The organism is Devosia lacusdianchii, assembly GCF_022429625.1.
Classification (GTDB): domain Bacteria; phylum Pseudomonadota; class Alphaproteobacteria; order Rhizobiales; family Devosiaceae; genus Devosia; species Devosia lacusdianchii.
In genome coordinates this window covers 2,682,088-2,701,830 of record NZ_CP092483.1, presented here as the reverse complement: position 1 = coordinate 2,701,830, position 19,743 = coordinate 2,682,088, and the positions used below count along the sequence as shown (strand labels likewise).

Here is a 19,743-nt window from a genome sequence, read left to right as displayed (position 1 = left end):
TCGGCAACGTGGGGTAAAACCCCGCGCGTAAGCTGGTGCGCCGAAAACAGGTCCCGAAGGGGGCCTTTTTTATTGCCCAGTTTTCGCCGGTGCGGCGCTGGGCTGGTTCAAGAGACTAGCCTTCAGGGGCAAAGGGACTAGGAAGGAATTGACGATGGCCGAAAGAATGACCGGCGCAGAGATGGTGATCCAGGCACTGGCCGATCAGGGAGTCGAGCATATTTTCGGCTATCCGGGCGGCGCGGCCCTGCCGATCTATGATGCGATGTTCCAGCAGGAGCAGGTGCAGCATATCCTGGTTCGGCATGAACAGGGCGCGACGCACATGGCCGAAGGCTATGCGCGGTCGACCGGCAAGCCTGGCGTGGTCCTCGTGACCTCCGGCCCCGGCGCAACCAACGCGGTGACCGGCCTCACCGACGCATTGATGGACTCGATCCCGCTGATCTGCATCACCGCGCAGGTTCCAACGACGCTGATCGGCTCGGACGCGTTCCAGGAATGCGACACGGTCGGCATCACCCGCTCCTGTACCAAGTACAATTACCTGGTGAAGCGCGTGGAAGACCTGCCGCGCATCATGCACGAGGCCTTCCACATCGCCACGACTGGCCGCCCCGGCCCCGTGGTCATCGACATTCCCAAGGACGTGCAGTTCGCCGTCGGCGACTATTACAAGCCCGATCTCGAGACGCTGCGCCACCAGAGCTACCGCCCGCAGATGGATGGCGACGCGGCCGCCATCGAAGCGGCGGTCGACCTGATGCTCAAGGCCGAACGGCCGATCTTCTATACTGGAGGCGGCGTGATCAATGCCGGCCCGGAGGCGTCCGAGCATCTGCGCGAACTGGCCGAGTTGACCGGCTTCCCGGTGACCTCGACCTTGATGGGTCTGGGCGCGTTCCCGGCGTCCAATCCGCAATGGATGGGCATGCTTGGCATGCACGGCACCTATGAAGCCAACCTGGCGATGCATGACTGCGACGTGATGATCAATATCGGGGCGCGCTTTGACGATCGCATCACCGGTCGCATCGACGCCTTCTCGCCCAATAGCCGCAAGATCCACGTCGATATCGACCCGAGCTCGATCAACAAGGTCGTGCGCGTCGATATTCCGATCGTGGGCGATTGCGAGCGGGTGCTGAGCGAGATGGTTCGCGTGTGGCGCAGCAAGACGAACCAGCCGCGCACCGAGGCGATCGCGCCGTGGTGGAAGCAGATCGAGAAGTGGCGGGCGGTGGATTCGCTCGGCTACAAGAACTCAGATACCACCATCAAGCCGCAATATGCCATCGAACGGCTGTATGAAGCGACGCGAAAGCAGGGCAAGGAGGTGTTCATCACCACCGAAGTCGGCCAGCACCAGATGTGGGCCGCCCAGCATTTCCACTTCGACAAGCCGAACCACTGGATGACCTCCGGCGGGCTGGGCACGATGGGTTATGGCCTGCCAGCGGCGGTCGGCGTGCAGGTGGCGCATCCGGATGCACTGGTGATCGATATTGCCGGCGAAGCCAGCGTGCAGATGACGATGCAGGAACTCTCGACAGCGGTGCAGTATCGCCTGCCGATCAAGATCTTCATCCTCAACAATGAGCGCATGGGCATGGTCCGCCAGTGGCAGGACCTGTTGCACGGCTCGCGGTACGCGCATTCCTATTCAGAGTCGCTGCCTGATTTCGTCAAGCTGGCAGAGGCTTACGGCGGGAAGGGCATCCGCTGCGATAACCCGGCCGAGCTCGACGCCGCCATTGCCGAGATGCTCGATTATGACGGCCCGGTGCTGTTCGACGTGCTGGTCGAGAAGGACGAGAACTGCCTGCCGATGATTCCGTCGGGCAAGCCACACAACGAAATCATCCTGCCCGACACGGCCAATATCGGCTCCATCATCGACGAGAAGGGACGGCAGCTCGTCTAGGGCGCTGCAGGGGACAAAACCATGAACGCACATCTGCAGCCAACTGGCTCGGCCTACTTCCTGACCAAGGAAACTCAGGAAACCGAGCGCCATACCCTCTCGGTGCTGGTCGACAACGAGCCGGGCATTCTCGCCCGCGTCGTGGGCCTGTTTTCGGCGCGCGGCTACAATATCGAAAGCCTGACCGTCAGTGAGACGGAACACGGGCGGCGACTTAGTCGCATCACCGTTGTCGTCATCGCTACGCCCAAGACGCTGATCCAGATCAAGCTGCAGCTCGAGCGGCTGGTGCCAGTGCACAAGGTGCACGATTTGACCGCTGAAGGCGCGTCATTGGAACGCGAGCTGGCGCTGATCAAGGTCGCCGGATCGGGTGACCACCGCGCCGAAACGTTGCGCCTGGCTGACGCGTTTCGGGCGCAGATCGTCGATGCATCGGTGGAAAGCTTCGTGTTCGAGGTGACCGGCAAGCCGGCCAAGATCGACAGCTTTATCGCGCTGATGCAGCCGCTGGGCTTGGTCGAGGTGGTTCGCACCGGGCTGGCGGCGATCTCGCGCGGGCCGCAGAGCATGTAACGCCGGTTCACAACTGATTTTCGGATGGGGCGGCTCGCCGGGAGGTGGCCGCCCCATAGGTTTTCGTTGCCTCAAATGTCGACATCGGACCCAAGGTTCTTCGCGCCGGCGGCGTCTTATGGAGACTGGAGTCGAGGGGCGGCGAATGAGCAGAATTGTCCTTGCGGTCGTTACGGCCCTGGTGATCCCCGTGCTGGCGGCGGGCGTCTGGTGGTCGCTAGGCACTTGCCGGTTCCTCGATCGCCTGCTTGGCGCGACCTCATGCGTGTCGACGGCGACGATTGCTGACTTCGAACCGCTGCGCGGCAATGGTTTCATGGCAACGCCGACGCAGGCGTCAGGCGGAAATGCAGGTCGAATGTTCGGTTTCGATCTGCGCGATGGCAGCCGGCGTCCGGCGATGATCCAGCTCGATATTGAGAGTGGCGAGGAGCTTGGTCGCATTGCGCTATCGGTTCGCGATAGTTTCGAAGCCGTGATCCTGGCCCGCGATGGTCAGCGCGCGATGCTGGTGTGTGATGCCGGCGCTTATTGCGCCCTCGATCAGGACAGGGACGGCGTCATCGTCGCGCTGGAGACGGCGGCGGTGCTTGAGTTGGTGGATAGCGACGGCCGCGGGCTCGATGGCTTTCCGGGTGAGCCGAAGGCGCCGGAGGGGTTTGGGTTCTTCGCGTTTCAGGCTGGGTCCAATGTCGTGACCTATGAGCCGTCGGCGCCGATCGAGTTGCGAGCCCCCGACCAATCTTTGATCGCCGTCTTGATCGAGGGCGACAGCGGTCGCTCGCTCGGGCGTGGTGTATTTTCGGTGTCGCCCAGCGGGCGCTATGTCGTGGCGCTTGATTTACGGCCGCTGCCGAGCGAACGGGCAGGGGCCGTGGTCTGGATATTCGACACAACCAGTGGAGCGCTTTTGCACAGGATTGCGACTGATCCGGGGTACGTCGCAGCCGGCTCAGCTACCTGGCACTCCGATGAACGGCATATCAGCCTGCTGCGGGCCCAGGGCAGCGATGTAGAAGTCGGCCGTTTTGCGCTGCCGGCGCTGGGTGATCCGCGAGGAAGGTAGGCTTTGTTCCGATCGCCCCTGACAACGCCAATCTGACGCGAAGCGCGGCGCTTTGGCCATTATCAGCTTGTGGCGCGAGCCTACCCGGGTGTAACGCCGTTACAGGATGGCATATTGTCGACGCCTGCCACGGAACCTGATTCAGTCCCATGACCCTTCTCTCCGTCAACCTCAACGCCGTCGCTCAGTTGCGCAATCGCCGCGACCTTCCCTGGCCGAGCGTCACTGGTCTGGCTCGGGTGGTCCTCGATGCCGGGGCCAGTGGGATCACCGTGCATCCCCGTCCTGACGAGCGCCACATAAGGCGGACCGATGTCCTCGATCTGGCAAAGCTGCTGCGCGAGGACTATCCCGCCGCCGAGTTCAACATCGAGGGCTATCCCAGCCCGGAGTTCTTCGCGCTGATCGAGGAGGTCAATCCGCAACAGGTCACCCTAGTGCCGGATGAGCCGGGGCAGGCCACCTCTGACCACGGCTGGGATTTCCACAGCAAGGGGCCGCTGCTGACCTCGGTTGTGCAGATGTTGAAGGGTGAGGGGCGGCGGATTTCGCTGTTCTGCGATCCTGATGCGGGTGTTGATGGCGTGACCGTGGCCAGGGCCAGCGGTGCCGATCGCATCGAGCTTTATACCGGGCCATATGGCAGCTGCCACAATGATCCGGATCGGGCTGAGTACGAGCTGGCGGCGCTGGCGGAGACGGCGCGCGCGGCGCATGCAGTCGGACTTGGCGTCAACGCGGGGCACGACCTGACGCTGGCCAACCTGCCGGCATTTCAGGCCGCGGTGCCTGACGTCGCCGAGGCGTCGATCGGCCATGCCATCACGGCAGACGCGCTGCTTATGGGTTTCCCTGAGGCCGTGCGCCGTTACCGGGCCGCGTTGGGCAGCTAGCGTCGCGACGGCGGCAACAACGGACACGCCGCTTCGAGCCGTCCAGCCAGGTCTTCGCGGAGTGCCGCGAGGTCGGCAATGCGCGCATCGATCGCCGCGATCTTGCCTCGCAGAATAGTCGCAACTCTTTCAGCAGTGACGCCTTGATCGGCCAGGCTCGGCAATTCGGTCTCGATTTCGGCCAGGCTGAATCCCAGCTTCTGGGCGGTGCGCACATAGTCCAGCACGAACAGGGTGCCATCCGGATAGTGGCGATAGCCGTTGGGCCGGCGATGTGCGCGGATCAGGCCGCGCTTCTCGTAAAAGCGCAGGGCGTCGCGGCTTATGCCCGAGCGTTCCGCCAGTTCACCGATCTGCATACGATTTCCTCTTGACCCTAGAGTACGCTCCAGCGTTTAGCGCAGGTGCATCCATCAGCAAAGGAGTTCGATCATGCTGGATGCAAAACGCTATCTCGATATCGTCAGGGCCAGTGCACTCTACGACCTCGTCGTTACCCTGCCATTCCTCACGCCCTGGAGCTTCGGTCTCGTCGTCGCTCTCATCGCCGGGGTGGATTCCGGCCTCAATTTGCCGGGCGATGCCCTCGATCCCGAGATGACGACGGTGCTGTTCGCCAATCTCATGGGAGCGGTCGTGGTGGTGTGGTCGGTGGCCCGCCTGCATCTTGGGCTGGCGGTGCTTGGCCGTTACGACGGCGTGGCGCGCCTGTTGTTCGCCACCTGGCAGATCAATGCGCTGCTGAATGGCATGAGTTGGGCGATACTGCCCCTGCTGGTCGTCGAGATCGGTTTCGGCATTGCGCAGTTCCTGCCGGTGCGCCGAGCCTAGTGCTGCCGGGCCCCAAAGGCGCGGAGGAAGGTCGAGACGCCCATGCTGGCGGCCCTGTGGAGAGCTTCCTCCGAGGGTCGGACGCATGGGCCCTGGTCGTTCGGCAGGTCAGCGCGGATGAGCGCCATGAACTGCCGGGCGGCGAGGCTGGCATCGTCGATGTCCAGGTAGCCTTCGTGTGCGAGCCGCGCGAAATGCCCTGCGATCAGCGGCCAATCCTTGCCCGGCCCATATTCCTTCCATGCCAGGAAAAGCTCGGGATAGCGATAGGCTTCCTTTTCGAGCAGCATGATGAGCGTGCGCCCGTCGATGTCGCAGAGGCAGCGCGATAGCAGGCCGACAGCGAAGTCGGTGAGGGCGGTCTGGATATCGTCGGGCTTGCTCGGGAAGCTGACGAGCACTGCCATCAGTGAGGCGCTGGAGCGGGTTGTGACGTCTTCGATAACGGCCCGGAACAATTGGTCCTTGTCGCCAAGCTGGTTGTAGACCGTCTGCCGGGACACGCCGGCTTCCATGGCAATGGCGTCGATGCTGACGGTGCCGACCCCGTCACGAACGAAGGCTCGCTTGGCCGCATCAAGAATGGCCATGCGCTTGGATGGCGCCTTGGCGGACCCGGATCGCGTTGGTGCAAGATCAATGTCACTCATCGGCATAAGGATACACGCTTTGACGTATTTTACAATACTGTCCATTTTTCTGGACGATCACACTTGACTGATTTTACAGTGCTGTCCAATATGGGGTCGTCGGCTGCCTGATCCTCCATCCCGCGCCGACCTGAATTCTGGACATAGCGACTCGCCGCCTCTACGCGGGTCGAAGAGGTATTGCCAAATGAACTCTCCCATCCTGCGCGCAGCGCTGGTGCTCGGCTTGCTGTCGGCCATCGGTCCGTTCGCCATCGATATGTATCTGCCGGCGCTGCCGGCCATCGGCCTCGACCTGGGAGCCGATACGGCGGGTGTGCAAGCCAGCCTGATGGCCTTCATGGCGGCCATTGCAGTCTGCCAGCTCTTCTACGGTCCGATCAGCGATATGGTCGGCCGCAAGCCGCCGCTCTATTTCGGCATGGCCCTGTTCACGCTGGGCGCGATCGGCTCGGCCATGGCCCCATCGATCGAATGGCTGGTCGCCGCGCGATTCGTGCAGGGCGTTGGCGCCTGCGCCGCCATGGCGCTGCCCCGCGCTATCGTGCGCGACGGCTATACGGGCGCTGATGCCGCCCAGTTGCAGAGCCTGCTGATGCTGGTGTTCTCGGTCTCGCCGATTCTGGCTCCGCTGGGTGGCAGCCTGATCGTGCAGTTCGGTAGCTGGCGCGAAATCTTCTGGGTGATCGCCGGGGTCGGCGTGCTCGGCGCTCTGCTCGTGCTGTTCTTCCTCAAGGAGACCCGCCCGGCCGAAGCCCGGCTTGAGAGCAGTGTCGGTTCGGCTCTGCGGGGTTACGGCGTGCTGCTGCGCGATCGCAACTTCCTTGGCCTCAGCATGATCGGTGCTTTCGGCATGTCGAGCTTCATGGCCTATCTTGCCAATTCATCGTTCATCCTGATCGACCATTACGGGCTCAATCCCACGCTTTACAGCGTCATGTTCTCGATCAATGCGGTGTCGTTCATCGGCGTTTCGCAACTGACCGGCGTGCTGACCCGCCGCTTCGGGCTCAATGTGGTGGTGCGGACCGCCGTCAACGGCTTCATCGTCACCATGCTGGCGTTGCTGGCGGTTTGGATGCTGGGCGTCGACCGGCTCGAAGTGCTCGCCGTGCTGCTGTTCATCGGCTACGGCTTCCTGGGCCTCGTGATCCCGACCACGGCGGTACTGGCGCTCGAAGAGCACGGCCAGATTGCCGGAACGGCCTCGGCCCTGATGGGCACGCTGCAACTGGTGACGGCGGCAGTGGTGATGGGTGTGGTGGGCAGCTTCTTCGATGGCACGGCAAAGCCGATGGTCATCGGTATCGCGGCCTGTGCGGTGATTGCCTTCGCGCTGACGCGGCTGACAATCAAGCCAACGGTTCTGGCGCCCGCGGCGGCGGAGTAAACAAGAAGGCGCCGGGATGACCGGCGCCTTTATTGTATTAGTCGGTGAAGCTGAACTGGCTGAGTTCACAAACATTGTTATCGGCCGAGACGACTTCGTCACCGTCTTCGAACACGGCCAGGAAGTCGTATTTGCAATAACCGCTACCGTCATCGATATTGATGACCACGCTATGGCCAGCCGGCAAGATGTTGCGGCCCAGGATATCTTCTTCCCAAGAGCGGCTACCCGTATTGGACGCGTAGAACTCGACAATGTCGTAAGACGATTCATTGTTGATGCGCACGCGACGATCCAGGGCCGAAGCCTGGACCACGCCGAACGCTAGTATAGCCAGCGCGAACGCGGCCGAGATTTTCTTCATCATGACCCTCATAGTTTGAAGCTTTGCCCCGTGGCGCTATTAAGCGCGCCCGCAGGGGCCTCGCAACCCGGATTCATGGGTACTGGTGCATCATCGCGCGATTATGCGCTAAACGGTGAACAGTCCGTTGGCGCGCAGACGTCAACGCTCATCCCTGCTGCCTTAATCCGCATACGGGGGCGAAAAACGCAGATTTTGCTTACGCTTACATGACTGTGCCCTAGGCATGGCATTGTCTCCGCACCACAACAAGGTGCCTCCTTGCAACGTACTTCTTTGGTCACTTATATCGCCTCAGTTACGATTTGTTACCAAGGAGGCTCAAATGTCCAAACTCAAGATTGCAGTTATCATCGGCAGCACCCGCGACGCTCGCTACGGCGACAAGCCGGCAAAGTGGATCGCCGACCTGGCCGCCCAGCGTCCCGAACTCGACGTCGAGATCGTCGATCTCAAAGCTTTCGAGCTACCGCTGTTCAACGAAGCCGCCTCGAACGCCTGGGTCCCCTCGCAGAACCCCCAGGCCATCGCCTGGCAGAAGAAGATCGCCGAATTCGACGGCTATATCGTAGTGACGGCCGAGTACAACCGCTCGATCACCGGTTCCCTCAAGAATGCCTTCGACCAAGCCTATAAGGAATGGAATCAGAAGGCGATCGGCTTCGTCGGTTATGGTTCGGTGGGTGGCGCGCGCGCCATCGAGCACGCTCGTACGATCGCTGTCGAATTGCAGATGGCGAACACCCGTTCGGCCGTCCATATCGGTGGCAGCGACTTCTTCGGCATCTATATGGGCAAGCAGACGCTGGCCGATATCGAAGCCAACATCGCGCAGAGCGCCAAGGACCTGCTCGACCAGCTGACCTGGTGGACCAAGGCCACCAAGGCGGCCCGCGAAGAGGATGCCGAGGTCGCTCAGGCAGCCGAATAAGCGCTTACGAAGACCTCCAATCTTCGTTTACCGGCAGGGGTCGTTCCGTGAGGGACGGCCCCTGTTGGTTTGGACCATTGTGGCGGCAAGGTGTTGTGTGTGACTGTGGGGGGGTGTATAGCGGCGCCCGCCTTCGACCGAAGAGAGCACAAGGTTCATGACGCAGACGAACTCGGCCGGCACCCATGCCGTCGGCGATGCGGGCGACCTCAGCCAATCCCATTCGCGCAAAGATCTCCCGCTCCTGATCCTGGGGGCGCTTGGCGTCGTGTATGGTGATATCGGCACCAGCCCGATCTATGCCTTCCGCGAGGCCATGCATATCCGGCCGGGCGCGACGTCCAGCGACACGGAAATCCTGGGACTGCTATCGCTCATCGTCTGGGCGCTGACGCTCACCGTCTCGCTCAAGTATGTCTTCTTCGTCACCCGTGCCGACAACAATGGCGAAGGCGGTACGCTGTCGCTGATTGCCTTGGCGCGCAAGACCTTTACTAAGCCCCCGGCCTGGATCACCGGCCTTGGCGTGGTTGGCGCGGCGCTGTTCTTCGGCGACGCGATCATTACGCCGGCCGTTTCGGTGCTTTCGGCCGTCGAGGGCCTCAAGGTCGTCGCTCCCGACCTGACGCAATATGTCGTGCCGATCACCTGCGTGCTCATTATCGGTCTGTTCATGGTGCAGCGGTTCGGTACGGCCAGGGTATCAACGGTGTTCGGGCCGATCACCGGGATTTGGTTCCTGACGCTCGGCATTTCCGGGCTGGCCCATATTTTCAATTATCCGGAAGTGCTGTGGGCCCTCAATCCGCTATTGGGCGCGGAGTTCGTCGCTACCCACGTCAGCATCGCTTTCGTGGTCATCGGCGCCATCTTCCTGGCGGTCACCGGCGCCGAGGCGCTTTACGTCGATCTTGGCCATTTCGGCCGCAGGCCGATCGTGCTCGCCTGGTTCGGCATGGTCTTCCCCTGTCTGCTGCTGAACTATTTCGGGCAGGGCGCCTTCGTGCTCAGCGTCGGTGTTGAGAACGTCGAAAGTCCTTTCTTCGAAATGCAGCCGGAATGGGCGCTGGTGCCGTTCGTCGTACTGGCTACGGCGGCGACCATCATTGCCAGCCAAGCGGTCATTTCCGGCATGTTCAGCCTGGCGCAGCAGGCCATCGCGCTCAACATGCTTCCGCGCATGGTCGTGCAGCATACGTCCGAGACACAGAGCGGGCAGGTTTACATGCCCCAGATCAACAGCATGCTGATGATCGGCGTGCTGCTGCTGGTCGTCAGTTTCCGCAGCTCGGCGGCGCTGTCGCATGCCTATGGTATCGCGGTGTCCGGCGTGATGGTGGTGACATTGACGCTGCTGCTTGTGGTGATGTGGCGAAATTGGAAGTGGCATCCGGCCGCGGTCATCGCGTTCGGCATTGTGTTCGCCATTATCGACGGTGGGTTCTTTGCCGCCAACGCGTCCAAGCTGTTCCAAGGTGGTTGGGTTCCGGCCGTCGTGGCACTTGTGGTCGCATCGCTGATGGCGAGCTGGATCGGTGGCCGTCGCCGGCTGTCTGAAAAGACGCGCCGCGATGAGGTGCCGTTGCAGTTCCTGGTCGACAACCTCTCCAAGAAGAAGCCGACCCTGGTCCCGGGAACGGCCGTGTTCCTGACCAGCGATATCGAAGGCGCGCCCACGGCGCTTCTGCACAGCCTGAAGCACTACAAGGTGCTGCATGAGCAGAATGTCATTCTCACCGTGCGCACCTCGGCTTCGCCACGCGTGCCAGACGACGAGAAGGTGACCATCGATGCCTATAACGAGCTGTTCAGCCGCGTGGTGGTGACCTTTGGCTACATGGAAACCCCCAATATTCCCAAGGCGCTGGCGCTCGGTCGCAAGCTGGGTTGGAAGTTCGATATCATGTCGACCTCATTCTTCCTGTCCCGCCGCTCGCTGAAGCCGGGTCCGAAGTCGGGCGGCCCGCTGCGCTACTGGCAAGATCGGTTGTTCACCCGGTTGGCGAAGAATGCCAGCGACGCGACGGAGTATTTCCATATTCCCACCGGCCGTGTGGTGGAGATCGGTACGCAGGTCGTGCTGTAGCCTTGGCAGTTCTCGATGTTGCCATTTGCGGTGCCGGGCCGGCTGGGCTGGCGACCGCGCTCTATATGCTGCGGCTTGGCCATCGGCCGACCATTTTCGAGCGCTTTGACGCGGCGCGGCCCATCGGTTCGGGCCTGGTGCTGCAACCGACGGGGCAGGCCGTGCTGCACGACCTTGGCCTGCTTGATGCGATCCGGGAACTGGGCGCGCCGCTCGACCGCTTGCATGGTGCGGATGCGCGGACCGGCAGGGTTGTGCTCGACGTGCGTTACGATAGCTTGCCGCGTGCTGGGCGCGGTCTGGGCATTCACCGCGCAGCCTTGTTCGGTGTGCTGCATAATGCCGTGCTGGCCGCCGGCATTCGCGTTGTCACCGAGCAAGAGGTGCGTGGCCTGCGTGACGCGGCCAATGGCAAGCGGGCCCTTATCTTTGCGGGCGATCGCCTGTCGGAGGCATTCGATCTCGTGGTTGATTGCCTCGGGGCGAACTCGCCGCTAAAGACCTATTCGGCCAAGCCGGGAACGTCGCGGGCCCTGTCGTTCGGCGCTATCTGGACGACGCTGCCCTGGCGTGCCGAGGGCTTCGAGGATACGGCGCTGACCCAGCGCTATCGCCGGGCCGGCGTGATGATCGGCGTCTTGCCGGTGGGCCGCTCTTCGCCCGATAGCGCCGCGCGCGCTGCGTTCTTCTGGAGCCTCAAGCCCGCCGAATACGAGGCCCTCAAGCAGGCGGGTCTCGATGCCTGGAAGCAGACCGTGCTGGCGCACTGGCCCGAGGTTGCGCCTCACCTCGACGCCATCGCTGATTTTCCCGATATGACCCTGGCGCGCTATGCGCACCATACGATGCCGAACCCCACCGGCGATGCGCTGGCCTTCGTGGGCGACAGTGCGCATTCGGCCAGTCCGCAATTGGGGCAGGGGGCGAACATGGCTTTGCTCGATGCCCGGGCGCTTTATCTCGGACTGCGCGATCATCCGGAAGACATGGGGAAGGCGCTGGCGCGCTATGCCGCCCTGCGACGCTGGCATGTGCGGCTCTACCAGGTCCTCAGCGCCATGTTCACGCCGTTCTACCAGTCCGACAGTCGGGTGCTGCCGCTGATCCGCGATGTCTTCGTGTCGTTCATTGCTCGCATTCCACCCGCGCCGCAATTCCTGGCGGCGATAGTTTCGGGATCGCTGCTGGCACCGCTCAAGACGCTGGAGCTGAAGCGGCCGCCGAGCGTCTAGCGCGCCGCCGCGATCTATCGCGACCAGAGGCGGGAGACGCCTGCGATCACCTGCTGCTGCAGGTCGGGATTGGTCCACAGCACGTAGGCGCCTGCCGCGAGGGCGATCAGCAAGACGATGCCGAGCATTTTCTTGACCAGCGAGAATACCAGCCACACGGCCAGCAGCCCGGCGAGACCCAGGCCGATCAAGGTGTAGGTGTCCTGGGTCATGGGCAGCTTTCGGGCGGGAATGGCTCGGGCAGGTCGCTCGGTTTCTCGGTACGCAAGGTCAGCGCGGCATGTCCGGGCAGACATAGGGGACAGTGGCCGTGACGAAGCGTTGTTCCTGGACTTCACTGCCGAGCTTGAGGTTCAGCACAAGTTCGGTGTCGCTGACGCTGGCGATGTCGGCATCGATGGTCATGCCGTCCTCATCCCAGCTGATAGCGCTGTCGGAGACCTGCTGCCATTTGCTGAGGCGATAGGTTTCCCAGCAGCTATCTGTCACCAGCGTGCCATCCGCGAGAAAGATCTGCATGGGGCCGGGCAGGGATTCGTCGGTGTCGGCGCGCACCCAGACCTTGTTGAGCAACGGATTGCTGCGATCGCCATCGTCATCGGTGGCGTCCTCGGTTTCCTGGGCCATGGCGGGGATGACGGCGCAGGTGCCGACACCCCAAACGCTCAAGAGGGCTATGACTGCGGCCTTGGTATCCATCGAGCGTTCTCCCTGGTCTCGCCGCTGATCTGGTGACGGCTCCGACGCATGACAAGAGTGGTCGGGCAAAACGGCAACATTGCGTTGCCGCCTTGGCGCTTTTCAGGAATTCCGAGCAAAGACCTCGGTGGGTCTTTCAGCGCGCGCCTTCCAGCGCAACCGGGCCAACGTGGGTATCAGCTTGCGCAGGGCCCAATAGATGGCTGTCACAGTCACGACTGAGACATAGCCATCGATCGCGTAGTGCCAGCCGAGATAGACCGAGCTCATGATGATGAAGACGACATAGGCCCACATAAGCACTGAAAAGCGGCGCGAGATTTCGCCGATGAAGAGCGCGTTGATAGTGGTGACGGCAACGTGAACCGAGGGAAAGGCCGAAATGCCCGAGCCTATGCCTACATTGCCACTGGAGTACAGGTACCACAGATAGGACTGGAACGCCTGAGCGGAGTTGCGTTCGCCCGCAGTGGTTGACAGGAAGGCAAGTTGGTCGGCGAAACGGGCTGTGTCGCCAGTGACAAGGCCGTAATAGGCTGGGCCGGCTGACAGCCAGGTGCCCGCCATGACCGTGCCGATGAGGGCCCAGCTTAGCAGCCAGGTCAACACGTAGCGGACGCGCATGCCATTGGTGCGTGGCGAGGTGCAGACCCAATAGAGCGTGAAGTAGCAAATGATGAACCAGATGACATTGTAGTTCATCTCGACGATGCGGAGCACCAGCGGGTGCTCAGCGACCGCATAGAGCAAGCGCCAGGGATCGACACCGAAGTGGATTGCTTTGTCAATGTCGGCTTGTGCTACGTCGAACCGGAAACCGTGATCAATTGGGAAGCTGGTCTTGATCGCTGAAAACATCGTGGTGAACAGCAGAACCGCCGTCAGCAGTAGGATGGTGCCGGCCACAAAGCGAGCAACGCGCCGGGGCGCGAACATGGCGCGATAGGCCAGGCGGCGGCGCGCGTCGAGCCGGATGACAATGTGCAGCAGCCCGATAATGGTGACGAAAACAGGCCCCAGCACACCAAAGTGCATGCTCCAAGCGCCATAATAAACATTGAGCATGCCGAAGGCGAGGTACCCCTTGCCGGCCATGAACACGTAACCAATGACGATATAGATCGCTGCCACGGCGTAAATCGCTGCGTCACTGCGCAGCTCAATCCAAAGTGCCTCCAAGTAGCGGGCAGCAAGCGGGCGAATACGATCCATCGGGTGCACTCCTGATGGATCGATGCGTAACAAATCTCGCTTAAGAACTGGTTAGGTCGGCTGGAACGATCTGAGGCCCAGAGCGCGGTCGCGTTCGCGGACGCGTTGGGCTTGTTCGGGCCAAAGATCGTAGTCGGTGGCACCCAGTCCGTGGCGGGCGTGAACCGCCCAGTTTGGATCGTCAAGCGCGCCGCGGGCGAGGGCGACGAAATCGGCCTGGCCAGCGGCGACGATGGCTTCGGCCCCGGCCACATCGCCCAATAGGCCCACCGCTATGGTCGGGATGTCGGCGCCTTCGCGGACGGCGTGAGCGAACGGCACCTGATAAGCGGCGACTGGCGCGATGCTGCCACCGTCGAAGCCGCCGCTTGAGCAGTCGATGGCGTCGACGCCTCGCGCCTTGAGTTCGCGCGCGAGCACAACGCTGTCCTCCACCTGGCAGCCGTCCGGACGATTGTCGCTGACCGACAGACGGGCCAGCAAGGGCTTGTCAGAGGGCCATACCGCGCGCACGGCTTCAGTTACTTTCAGCACCAGTCGCATGCGGTTTTCACGGCTGCCGCCATACTCATCCGTGCGCTTGTTGGCGAGAGGGGAGAGGAACTGGTTGAGCAGATAGCCGTGAGCCGCGTGGATCTCGACCGTGTCGAACCCCGCCTGTTCGGCACGTCGGGCGGCGGCGACGAAGCTATCGACGATGTTGCGGATGCCCGCCAGATCGAGGGCGTGGGGCGGCGTGAAATTCCTGTTCTCGGCGTGGATCTCGGCCGTCGGCGCTACCGGGGTCCAGCTCGCGAAGCCGAGCGCGCGCTTTTCTGCCTCGGTCTCAGTGAAGCCGCCACGCCACGGGATTGGCGTCGACGCCTTGCGGCCGGCATGGGCCAGCTGGATGCCGGCAGCAGCGCCCTGGCTGTGCAGGAAATCGACGATGCGTGCCAGCGGCGCAATCTGCTCGTCCTTCCACAGGCCCATATCGCGATAGGAAATGCGCCCCTCGGCGGTAACGCCCGTGGCCTCAACTATGATGAGGCCGAAGCCGCCCATGGCGAACCGCCCGAGATGCACCAGGTGCCAGTCATTGGCGAAGCCGTCCTCGGCCGAGTATTGGCACATGGGCGCAACAACAGCGCGGTTGCGCAGGGTGAGGCCGCGCAACTGCGCGGTGGAAAAAAGTGCGGACATGGCAAACTCTGGGTTGGCATCGGTGCAGGGGCAAAGATGCACACCACGGCATTTATCGGCAAGTGCCGATGGAAAGACACTCTGTTGCGCCCAGCGCATGAAGTGTGATGACTTCCTCTGGTTGACCAGCGTTGCAATTGGTACCCCAAACATGCCTGTTTCCCCTTCCAGACTCCGCGAAATCATAGGCTTGTCGGAGCCGCCGATCGCCTTGATATCAAGCTGGGAAGAAGTCGCCCGAGACTATGTCATCGAGCATTTGCGCCTGCGGCTCGGCGAGATCGAGGTTCGCGGTATTCTTACGAGGCCATCGGGTCCGCCAGGTCCACTTCCAGCCATCCTTTATGGCCACTCGCATGGTGGGCGCTATGACATCGGGGCCAACGAACTGCTGGTGGGACGGGAGTATCTGGTCGATCCGCTGGGGCCGGTTTTCGCTCGGCACGGCTATGTCACACTCTGCATTGATATGCCGGTATTCGGCGAACGGTCCAGCGTCAGCGAAGGTTCTGCTGCCAAGGCTCTGCTTTGGCATGGCAAATCGCTGTTTGGACAGATGCTGTCGGACCATGCGGCGGCGCTGACCTATCTGACCGGGCGGCCAGACGTCGATGCGTCGCGCATTGGTGCCTTCGGCATCTCGATGGGATGTACCCTCAGCTATTGGTTGGCTGCGATGGACGAGCGTATAGCGGCCGTCGCGCACCTCTGCTGCTTCGCCGATTTTCGCACCATGATCGAATTGGGCGCCCACGACGGACACGGCATCTACCTGACCGTGCCGGGCCTGCTCAACGAGGCCGATGGCGGCACAATTGCAGCGCTGGTGGCGCCGCGGCCGCAACTGGTTTGCATCGGCGAGGCCGACAAATTGACCCCGCGCGCGGCGGTGGCCCGTGCATGGGCAGAATTGGAGCCGGCCTATGCCGGTGCGCCCGATCGGCTGGTTCTCGTCAGCGAACCGGGCATCGGCCATAGCGAAACGCCACGCATGCGGGCGGCGATGCTGGCGTTCTTTGCAGAGCATCTGGGCGGTCAAGCAAAACCCGCGTGACGATCGTCACGCGGGGTCTATCGACAGGCGGGCGCGAGATGCGGCCGAGGCGGGGATGCAGAACCTGTTACCCGCGTCTATTGGCAGCGATAGCGACGCCCGTCATGGCTCAGAAAAGTGCCGCTTGCCGGATCGAAGCTCCGATACTTGCCGGCGCAGTAGGCCAACCAGCGCTCGTAGTCCGTCATGGGGCGGGGCCTGTCGTTTTCGGCCGAACTTGCCGCGCCGGCGATGATGGCGCCCAGCGTGAGTCCGATGATCCCTACCCCGATTGCCGTCCCCCAGTCAGCGTCCTCATTGGGGCGTGCGCCGTTGAAGCAGCGCGCCCGTTCCCGCCTGTCACGGATGGTTTCGCAGGGCTGATGCCAACGTTGATCGCTGGCCTGGGCCACGTCGAACCGATCTTCGTCAAAGGCAAAGGTGGGCGCGGTTGCCGTCAGGGCCAGACACGCAGCCATGCATAGCTCGAGCAGGGGTTTCCTGGTCATGGGGTTTCTCCTTCAGTGGAGTTGTGGGGCGGCGATCGAATGGCCTAGAAGCGCAGGTTGATGCCGGCCTTGATCGAGTGGTTCACGAGGTCGTTCGAAAACCGCGCGCCACCGGCCACGGTCGTGCTCACGTCGTCCATGCGCATCTGGGTGTATTCCAGCTTGGCGGAGAGGTTGCTGCCCAGCCCTTGCTCGATGCCGCCACCGAAGACCCAGCCGCCCTGCCATTTCGGGTCGGAAATGACGTTGCCCTTGGGGTCGAGGCGGGCGAAGCCATAGCCGGCCGTGCCGTAGATCAGGGTAGCATCGAGCGCCACACCGGCCTTCAGCTTGGCCGTCGCGGCCCAATGCTGGGACAGCGTGCCGCCGCCGCCGGTGTCGTAAGTCCTGCCGCCGAGGTAGCTGCCCTCGATTTCGCCGCCGACGACTGCCGGCCCAAGCTGCATGGTGTAGCCGGCGACGACACCCCCTTGAAGCGAGTTGTCCTGGAACACGTTAGGGAATTTGGAAGGCGTCAGCCCGCCGTAAATTCCGGCATAGAAGCCGGTCCAGTCGAAGGGTGCCTGATAGCCGCCATACTGCTGCGCATTTGCGCCAGTGGCAGAAATCACCGTGGCAATCACGGCCCACGCCGCGAGGTGCGACGATCGTTTTTGGGTCATTCCATAAACTCCATATGGCAGCAGGCCCAAATGCTTGGCCGCCACTCGTGACAACCGCCGGAACAATAACCAGCGATACCGAGGGGCATTCTGCTGACGGGAGTTACGCCAACATTACTGACGTGGTGCCAGTGGTTTCACGGGCAGCCAGCGGCAGGCGGATCCGAAACCCAGCGCCGCCCGCGGGACTGTCGAACACCAGGATGTCGCCACCGTGCCGGTGCACGATGTTGCGCGCCAGATTGAGCCCAAGCCCCGATCCATGGCTGAGCGGCCGGACGCGATAAAAGGGCTCAAACACCCTGTCGCGATGTTCGGCCGGGATGCCCGGCCCGGAATCCAGCACTTCGAGCGTGCCGCGCGCATCGACTGTGACCTGGATTTCGCCCGCATTGCCCGCGTGGGTAATGGCGTTCTGCACCAAGTTGACCAGCAGCCGCTCCAGCGAGCCGGCGTCGCCCTTGACCCAAACATGCTCTGGCGCCGCTTCGAGCGAAATGTCATAGCCGCCGGCAATGGCGAGGGGGGCAATGTCGGCAACGACCTGGCGGGCTGTCGCCACCAGGTCCACTGGCAGTAGTTTGACGTCGTCACGGGCGAGCCGCTGCAAGTCGAGCAGCTGGTCGGCCAGTCCGACCAGACGGGCAATATCGCCGAGCAGGCGGGCCTGGTCGGGGCCGCCGGACAGGTTTTCGACGCGCGCCTGCAGGATGGCGAGAGGCGTTTTGAGCTCGTGCGCGGCATCGGCGAGAAACCGTTGCTGCAGGCTATAGCCGTTGTCCAGTCGAACCAGGGCCTGGTTCACCGCCGTCACCAGACCATGAACTTCCTTGGGGACGCGCGCGTAGGATAGTTGTGTGCCGCGGTTGCTGAAATTGATCGACCGTGCGTCTGCCTCGGCCTTTTCGAGTCCCCTCATGGCCCTGCGCACAGCCAGCGGGATAGCTACTGCCGTTACCAGGCCCAAAATGAGCAGCAGCGGGGCGCTCATCAGGCCGGCGAGCAATAGCCCCACCATTACCGCGCCGATATAGGCGCCGCCACCCGCCATGACCCGCACTGTGCCGAGTTTGCTCTGCACTGGCCGCAGGACGGCCGACAGGTCCTCATCGAAATTGCCACCGCGCACGTCGACAAAATCGATGTTTCCAAGGTTCTGCGCCAGGGCCAGGTATTCGTCCGGAACATCGCCTTCGATGTACACTCGCTCGCCCTCATCGACCGCAACAAACCAGAACGTTGGCGACTCGGCGCGATAACGGTCGAGTGACTCGCTCTCGCCCACCGTGAGACTGCCGTCAGCCTGCCGCTCCAGCGCGCCGGCGATGATCTCGGTTACACCGGAATCCACCATTCGGCCTTCCATGGATAGCTGGAGCAGCAAGATGCAGAGCACAGTGGCCGTCAACGTCAGCGACAGGATTTGCAGGACGATCAGCCGCCAGGTGAGGCCGAAGCGTAGTGATGACGAGCGCGGGCGCTTCATGCTGAGGCTCGCAGCAAATAGCCCACGCCTCTGATGCCATGTATGTCGACGAGCGCCCCAGCATCGGCCAGCTTCTTGCGCAGACGGGATATGTTGGCGTCCAGCGAGTTCGACTGGATTTCGTCGTCAAAAGTATAGACGGCATCCTCCAGCGCCGAGCGCATGACCGCTCGCCCGGCGCGCTGCGTCAGGCATTCCAGGATCAGCAATTCGCGACGGGCGAGTTCCAATGGTCGCCCATCCACATGGGCGCTACGATTAGCGGATTCGAAGGTCAGCGCGCCCACGTGAATGCTGCCGGTCTGCATCGCCAGCGGCCGGCGCAACACGGCGCGCAGGCGGGCCAATAGCTCGTCCGTAGAAAACGGCTTGGCGAGATAGTCATCGGCGCCGCAGTCCAGTCCCTCGATCCGCTCGTCCAGGGTGCCTCGGGCCGAGACCACGATAACCGGCACGTGCTGGCGCCGGCTGCGCATATTGGCGATGATGGTGATGCCGTCGCCGTCAGGCAGTTGGCGGTCCACGATCAGGGCGTCATGCACTTCATTGCGGATGGCCTCCTCGGCGTAAGCGAGGGTGGGTGCGTGATCCATGATGATGTCGTGCTTGAGCAGCAAGCTCCTGAGGGCAGATGCCAGCTCCGTCTCATCCTCGATCAGCAACACTCTCATGCTACGGCTCCGGTAGTGAATGGTGGCGGTCATGGCAAGCCGCGAGGATTACGTGAGCATTACGACATCCCGCATGGGCGGTATCTAGGTCAGCGGAGCTGCTGCTTCCACCTTTTCGATGGCTTGACCGACCGTCGAATGACAAGGTCGGCTGCGGTATCATGACTACGCGACATTGCCGTCAATACCACTGGATTGACAGACTTTGGCGCGTGAGCTGACCTATGCCAAGCTGGCCTGGACCAGCGCCGACCTTTGATCCAAGCTTTGAAGAGCCGGAGCCCGGAACTGGCGTTTCGCGCTTCCCGCCTTGGTCACGCCCCGCTTAGTCGAGCGGCTTACCTCG

The 19,743-nt window shown here is 62.5% G+C and carries 21 protein-coding genes; 10 read left to right on the top strand and 11 right to left on the bottom strand.

What is annotated here, in order from left to right; genetic code table 11:
- Window positions 1-154 precede the first annotated feature (154 nt).
- From MF606_RS13325 to MF606_RS13310, 4 genes are all read left to right on the top strand, one after another.
- Window positions 155-1,924 carry an acetolactate synthase 3 large subunit gene (locus MF606_RS13325; protein ID WP_240229817.1) on the top strand — a complete coding sequence of 590 codons (1,770 nt, stop codon included), beginning with the start codon at window positions 155-157 and terminating at the stop codon, window positions 1,922-1,924.
- Between the two features lie 21 nt (window positions 1,925-1,945).
- On the top strand, window positions 1,946-2,500 hold the full coding sequence (ilvN, locus tag MF606_RS13320) for an acetolactate synthase small subunit (protein WP_240229816.1): 555 nt from the start codon (window positions 1,946-1,948) through the stop codon (window positions 2,498-2,500).
- 145 nt (window positions 2,501-2,645) lie between these two features.
- A complete protein-coding gene (locus tag MF606_RS13315; protein ID WP_240229814.1) occupies window positions 2,646-3,566 on the top strand; it encodes a hypothetical protein in 921 nt (306 codons plus the stop codon).
- A 149-nt stretch (window positions 3,567-3,715) separates the two neighbouring features.
- Window positions 3,716-4,459, top strand: a complete 744-nt coding sequence (locus MF606_RS13310) for a pyridoxine 5'-phosphate synthase (RefSeq protein WP_240229812.1) — start codon at window positions 3,716-3,718, stop codon at window positions 4,457-4,459.
- Here the strand turns inward: MF606_RS13310 and MF606_RS13305 are convergent.
- Window positions 4,456-4,818 carry a MerR family transcriptional regulator gene (locus MF606_RS13305; RefSeq protein ID WP_240229810.1) on the bottom strand — a complete coding sequence of 121 codons (363 nt, stop codon included), beginning with the start codon at window positions 4,816-4,818 and terminating at the stop codon, window positions 4,456-4,458. The genes MF606_RS13310 and MF606_RS13305 overlap by 4 nt on opposite strands.
- A gap of 73 nt (window positions 4,819-4,891) precedes the next feature.
- On the opposite strand from MF606_RS13305, the gene MF606_RS13300 reads away from it, so the two are divergent.
- Window positions 4,892-5,290: a hypothetical protein gene (locus MF606_RS13300; RefSeq protein WP_240229808.1), complete on the top strand. Its 399-nt coding sequence runs from the start codon at window positions 4,892-4,894 to the stop codon at window positions 5,288-5,290.
- Here MF606_RS13300 and MF606_RS13295 read toward each other — a convergent pair.
- Window positions 5,287-5,880, bottom strand: a complete 594-nt coding sequence (locus tag MF606_RS13295) for a TetR/AcrR family transcriptional regulator (RefSeq protein WP_240229806.1) — start codon at window positions 5,878-5,880, stop codon at window positions 5,287-5,289. The two genes, MF606_RS13300 and MF606_RS13295, sit on opposite strands and share 4 nt — an antisense overlap.
- 247 nt (window positions 5,881-6,127) lie before the next feature.
- Between MF606_RS13295 and MF606_RS13290 the strand changes: the two genes are divergently transcribed.
- Window positions 6,128-7,330, top strand: coding sequence for a multidrug effflux MFS transporter (locus MF606_RS13290; protein ID WP_240229805.1), 1,203 nt, complete (start codon window positions 6,128-6,130; stop codon window positions 7,328-7,330).
- 37 nt (window positions 7,331-7,367) lie between these two features.
- On the opposite strand, the gene MF606_RS13285 is transcribed toward MF606_RS13290, so the two are convergent.
- Entirely contained in the window at window positions 7,368-7,694 is a 327-nt protein-coding gene (locus MF606_RS13285; protein WP_240229803.1) for a hypothetical protein, read from the bottom strand.
- Window positions 7,695-8,019: 325 nt separating this feature from the next.
- Here MF606_RS13285 and MF606_RS13280 point away from each other — a divergent pair, with 325 nt between their 5' ends.
- The 3 genes from MF606_RS13280 (at window position 8,020) to MF606_RS13270 (ending at window position 11,943) form a co-directional block, all read left to right on the top strand.
- The gene (locus MF606_RS13280; protein ID WP_240229801.1) at window positions 8,020-8,625 is read left to right on the top strand and encodes an NADPH-dependent FMN reductase; all 606 of its coding nucleotides are present in this window, start codon (window positions 8,020-8,022) and stop codon (window positions 8,623-8,625) included.
- 157 nt (window positions 8,626-8,782) lie between these two features.
- Window positions 8,783-10,711: a potassium transporter Kup gene (locus MF606_RS13275; protein ID WP_240229799.1), complete on the top strand. Its 1,929-nt coding sequence runs from the start codon at window positions 8,783-8,785 to the stop codon at window positions 10,709-10,711.
- Between the two features lie 2 nt (window positions 10,712-10,713).
- Window positions 10,714-11,943 (top strand): FAD-dependent oxidoreductase, encoded by a 1,230-nt coding sequence (locus tag MF606_RS13270; protein ID WP_240229797.1) that lies wholly within the window; start codon window positions 10,714-10,716, stop codon window positions 11,941-11,943.
- A gap of 14 nt (window positions 11,944-11,957) precedes the next feature.
- Here the strand turns inward: MF606_RS13270 and MF606_RS13265 are convergent, their stop codons facing one another.
- From MF606_RS13265 to MF606_RS13250, 4 genes are all read right to left on the bottom strand, one after another.
- Entirely contained in the window at window positions 11,958-12,155 is a 198-nt protein-coding gene (locus MF606_RS13265) for a hypothetical protein (protein ID WP_240229796.1), read from the bottom strand.
- A 58-nt stretch (window positions 12,156-12,213) separates the two neighbouring features.
- Complete coding sequence (locus MF606_RS13260) at window positions 12,214-12,642, bottom strand: hypothetical protein (protein WP_240229794.1); 429 nt, start codon at window positions 12,640-12,642, stop codon at window positions 12,214-12,216.
- Between the two features lie 102 nt (window positions 12,643-12,744).
- Complete coding sequence (locus MF606_RS13255; protein ID WP_240229793.1) at window positions 12,745-13,854, bottom strand: phosphatase PAP2 family protein; 1,110 nt, start codon at window positions 13,852-13,854, stop codon at window positions 12,745-12,747.
- Between the two features lie 51 nt (window positions 13,855-13,905).
- Window positions 13,906-15,036: an NADH:flavin oxidoreductase/NADH oxidase gene (locus MF606_RS13250; protein WP_240229791.1), complete on the bottom strand. Its 1,131-nt coding sequence runs from the start codon at window positions 15,034-15,036 to the stop codon at window positions 13,906-13,908.
- Between the two features lie 190 nt (window positions 15,037-15,226).
- Here MF606_RS13250 and MF606_RS13245 point away from each other — a divergent pair, with 190 nt between their 5' ends.
- Window positions 15,227-16,090, top strand: coding sequence for an alpha/beta hydrolase family protein (locus MF606_RS13245; protein ID WP_240229790.1), 864 nt, complete (start codon window positions 15,227-15,229; stop codon window positions 16,088-16,090).
- Window positions 16,091-16,167: 77 nt separating this feature from the next.
- Here the strand turns inward: MF606_RS13245 and MF606_RS13240 are convergent, their stop codons facing one another.
- The 4 genes from MF606_RS13240 to MF606_RS13225 all read right to left on the bottom strand — a co-directional run bounded on the left by MF606_RS13240 (window position 16,168) and on the right by MF606_RS13225 (window position 19,397).
- Window positions 16,168-16,578: a BA14K family protein gene (locus MF606_RS13240; RefSeq protein WP_240229788.1), complete on the bottom strand. Its 411-nt coding sequence runs from the start codon at window positions 16,576-16,578 to the stop codon at window positions 16,168-16,170.
- 44 nt (window positions 16,579-16,622) lie between these two features.
- Window positions 16,623-17,240 (bottom strand): outer membrane protein, encoded by a 618-nt coding sequence (locus MF606_RS13235; RefSeq protein WP_240229786.1) that lies wholly within the window; start codon window positions 17,238-17,240, stop codon window positions 16,623-16,625.
- Between the two features lie 103 nt (window positions 17,241-17,343).
- Entirely contained in the window at window positions 17,344-18,726 is a 1,383-nt protein-coding gene (locus MF606_RS13230; RefSeq protein WP_240229785.1) for a sensor histidine kinase, read from the bottom strand.
- Entirely contained in the window at window positions 18,723-19,397 is a 675-nt protein-coding gene (locus tag MF606_RS13225; protein WP_240229784.1) for a response regulator transcription factor, read from the bottom strand. Before MF606_RS13225 ends, MF606_RS13230 begins: the two co-directional genes overlap by 4 nt.
- Window positions 19,398-19,743 lie beyond the last annotated feature (346 nt).

Excerpts from the sequence above, each read along its gene's own strand:
- MF606_RS13325 (WP_240229817.1), top strand. The coding sequence starts at position 155 with ATGGCCGAAAGAATGACCGGCGCAGAGATGGTGATCCAGGCACTGGCC.
- MF606_RS13300 (WP_240229808.1), top strand. The coding sequence starts at position 4,892 with ATGCTGGATGCAAAACGCTATCTCGATATCGTCAGGGCCAGTGCACTC.
- MF606_RS13290 (WP_240229805.1), top strand. The coding sequence starts at position 6,128 with ATGAACTCTCCCATCCTGCGCGCAGCGCTGGTGCTCGGCTTGCTGTCG.
- MF606_RS13240 (WP_240229788.1), bottom strand. The coding sequence starts at position 16,578 with ATGACCAGGAAACCCCTGCTCGAGCTATGCATGGCTGCGTGTCTGGCC.
- ilvN (WP_240229816.1), top strand. The coding sequence starts at position 1,946 with ATGAACGCACATCTGCAGCCAACTGGCTCGGCCTACTTCCTGACCAAG.
- MF606_RS13285 (WP_240229803.1), bottom strand. The coding sequence starts at position 7,694 with ATGAAGAAAATCTCGGCCGCGTTCGCGCTGGCTATACTAGCGTTCGGC.
- MF606_RS13235 (WP_240229786.1), bottom strand. The coding sequence starts at position 17,240 with ATGACCCAAAAACGATCGTCGCACCTCGCGGCGTGGGCCGTGATTGCC.
- MF606_RS13265 (WP_240229796.1), bottom strand. The coding sequence starts at position 12,155 with ATGACCCAGGACACCTACACCTTGATCGGCCTGGGTCTCGCCGGGCTG.
- MF606_RS13280 (WP_240229801.1), top strand. The coding sequence starts at position 8,020 with ATGTCCAAACTCAAGATTGCAGTTATCATCGGCAGCACCCGCGACGCT.
- MF606_RS13275 (WP_240229799.1), top strand. The coding sequence starts at position 8,783 with ATGACGCAGACGAACTCGGCCGGCACCCATGCCGTCGGCGATGCGGGC.
- MF606_RS13315 (WP_240229814.1), top strand. The coding sequence starts at position 2,646 with ATGAGCAGAATTGTCCTTGCGGTCGTTACGGCCCTGGTGATCCCCGTG.
- MF606_RS13295 (WP_240229806.1), bottom strand. The coding sequence starts at position 5,880 with ATGGCCATTCTTGATGCGGCCAAGCGAGCCTTCGTTCGTGACGGGGTC.
- MF606_RS13230 (WP_240229785.1), bottom strand. The coding sequence starts at position 18,726 with ATGAAGCGCCCGCGCTCGTCATCACTACGCTTCGGCCTCACCTGGCGG.
- MF606_RS13255 (WP_240229793.1), bottom strand. The coding sequence starts at position 13,854 with ATGGATCGTATTCGCCCGCTTGCTGCCCGCTACTTGGAGGCACTTTGG.
- MF606_RS13225 (WP_240229784.1), bottom strand. The coding sequence starts at position 19,397 with ATGAGAGTGTTGCTGATCGAGGATGAGACGGAGCTGGCATCTGCCCTC.
- MF606_RS13305 (WP_240229810.1), bottom strand. The coding sequence starts at position 4,818 with ATGCAGATCGGTGAACTGGCGGAACGCTCGGGCATAAGCCGCGACGCC.
- MF606_RS13250 (WP_240229791.1), bottom strand. The coding sequence starts at position 15,036 with ATGTCCGCACTTTTTTCCACCGCGCAGTTGCGCGGCCTCACCCTGCGC.
- MF606_RS13260 (WP_240229794.1), bottom strand. The coding sequence starts at position 12,642 with ATGGATACCAAGGCCGCAGTCATAGCCCTCTTGAGCGTTTGGGGTGTC.
- MF606_RS13310 (WP_240229812.1), top strand. The coding sequence starts at position 3,716 with ATGACCCTTCTCTCCGTCAACCTCAACGCCGTCGCTCAGTTGCGCAAT.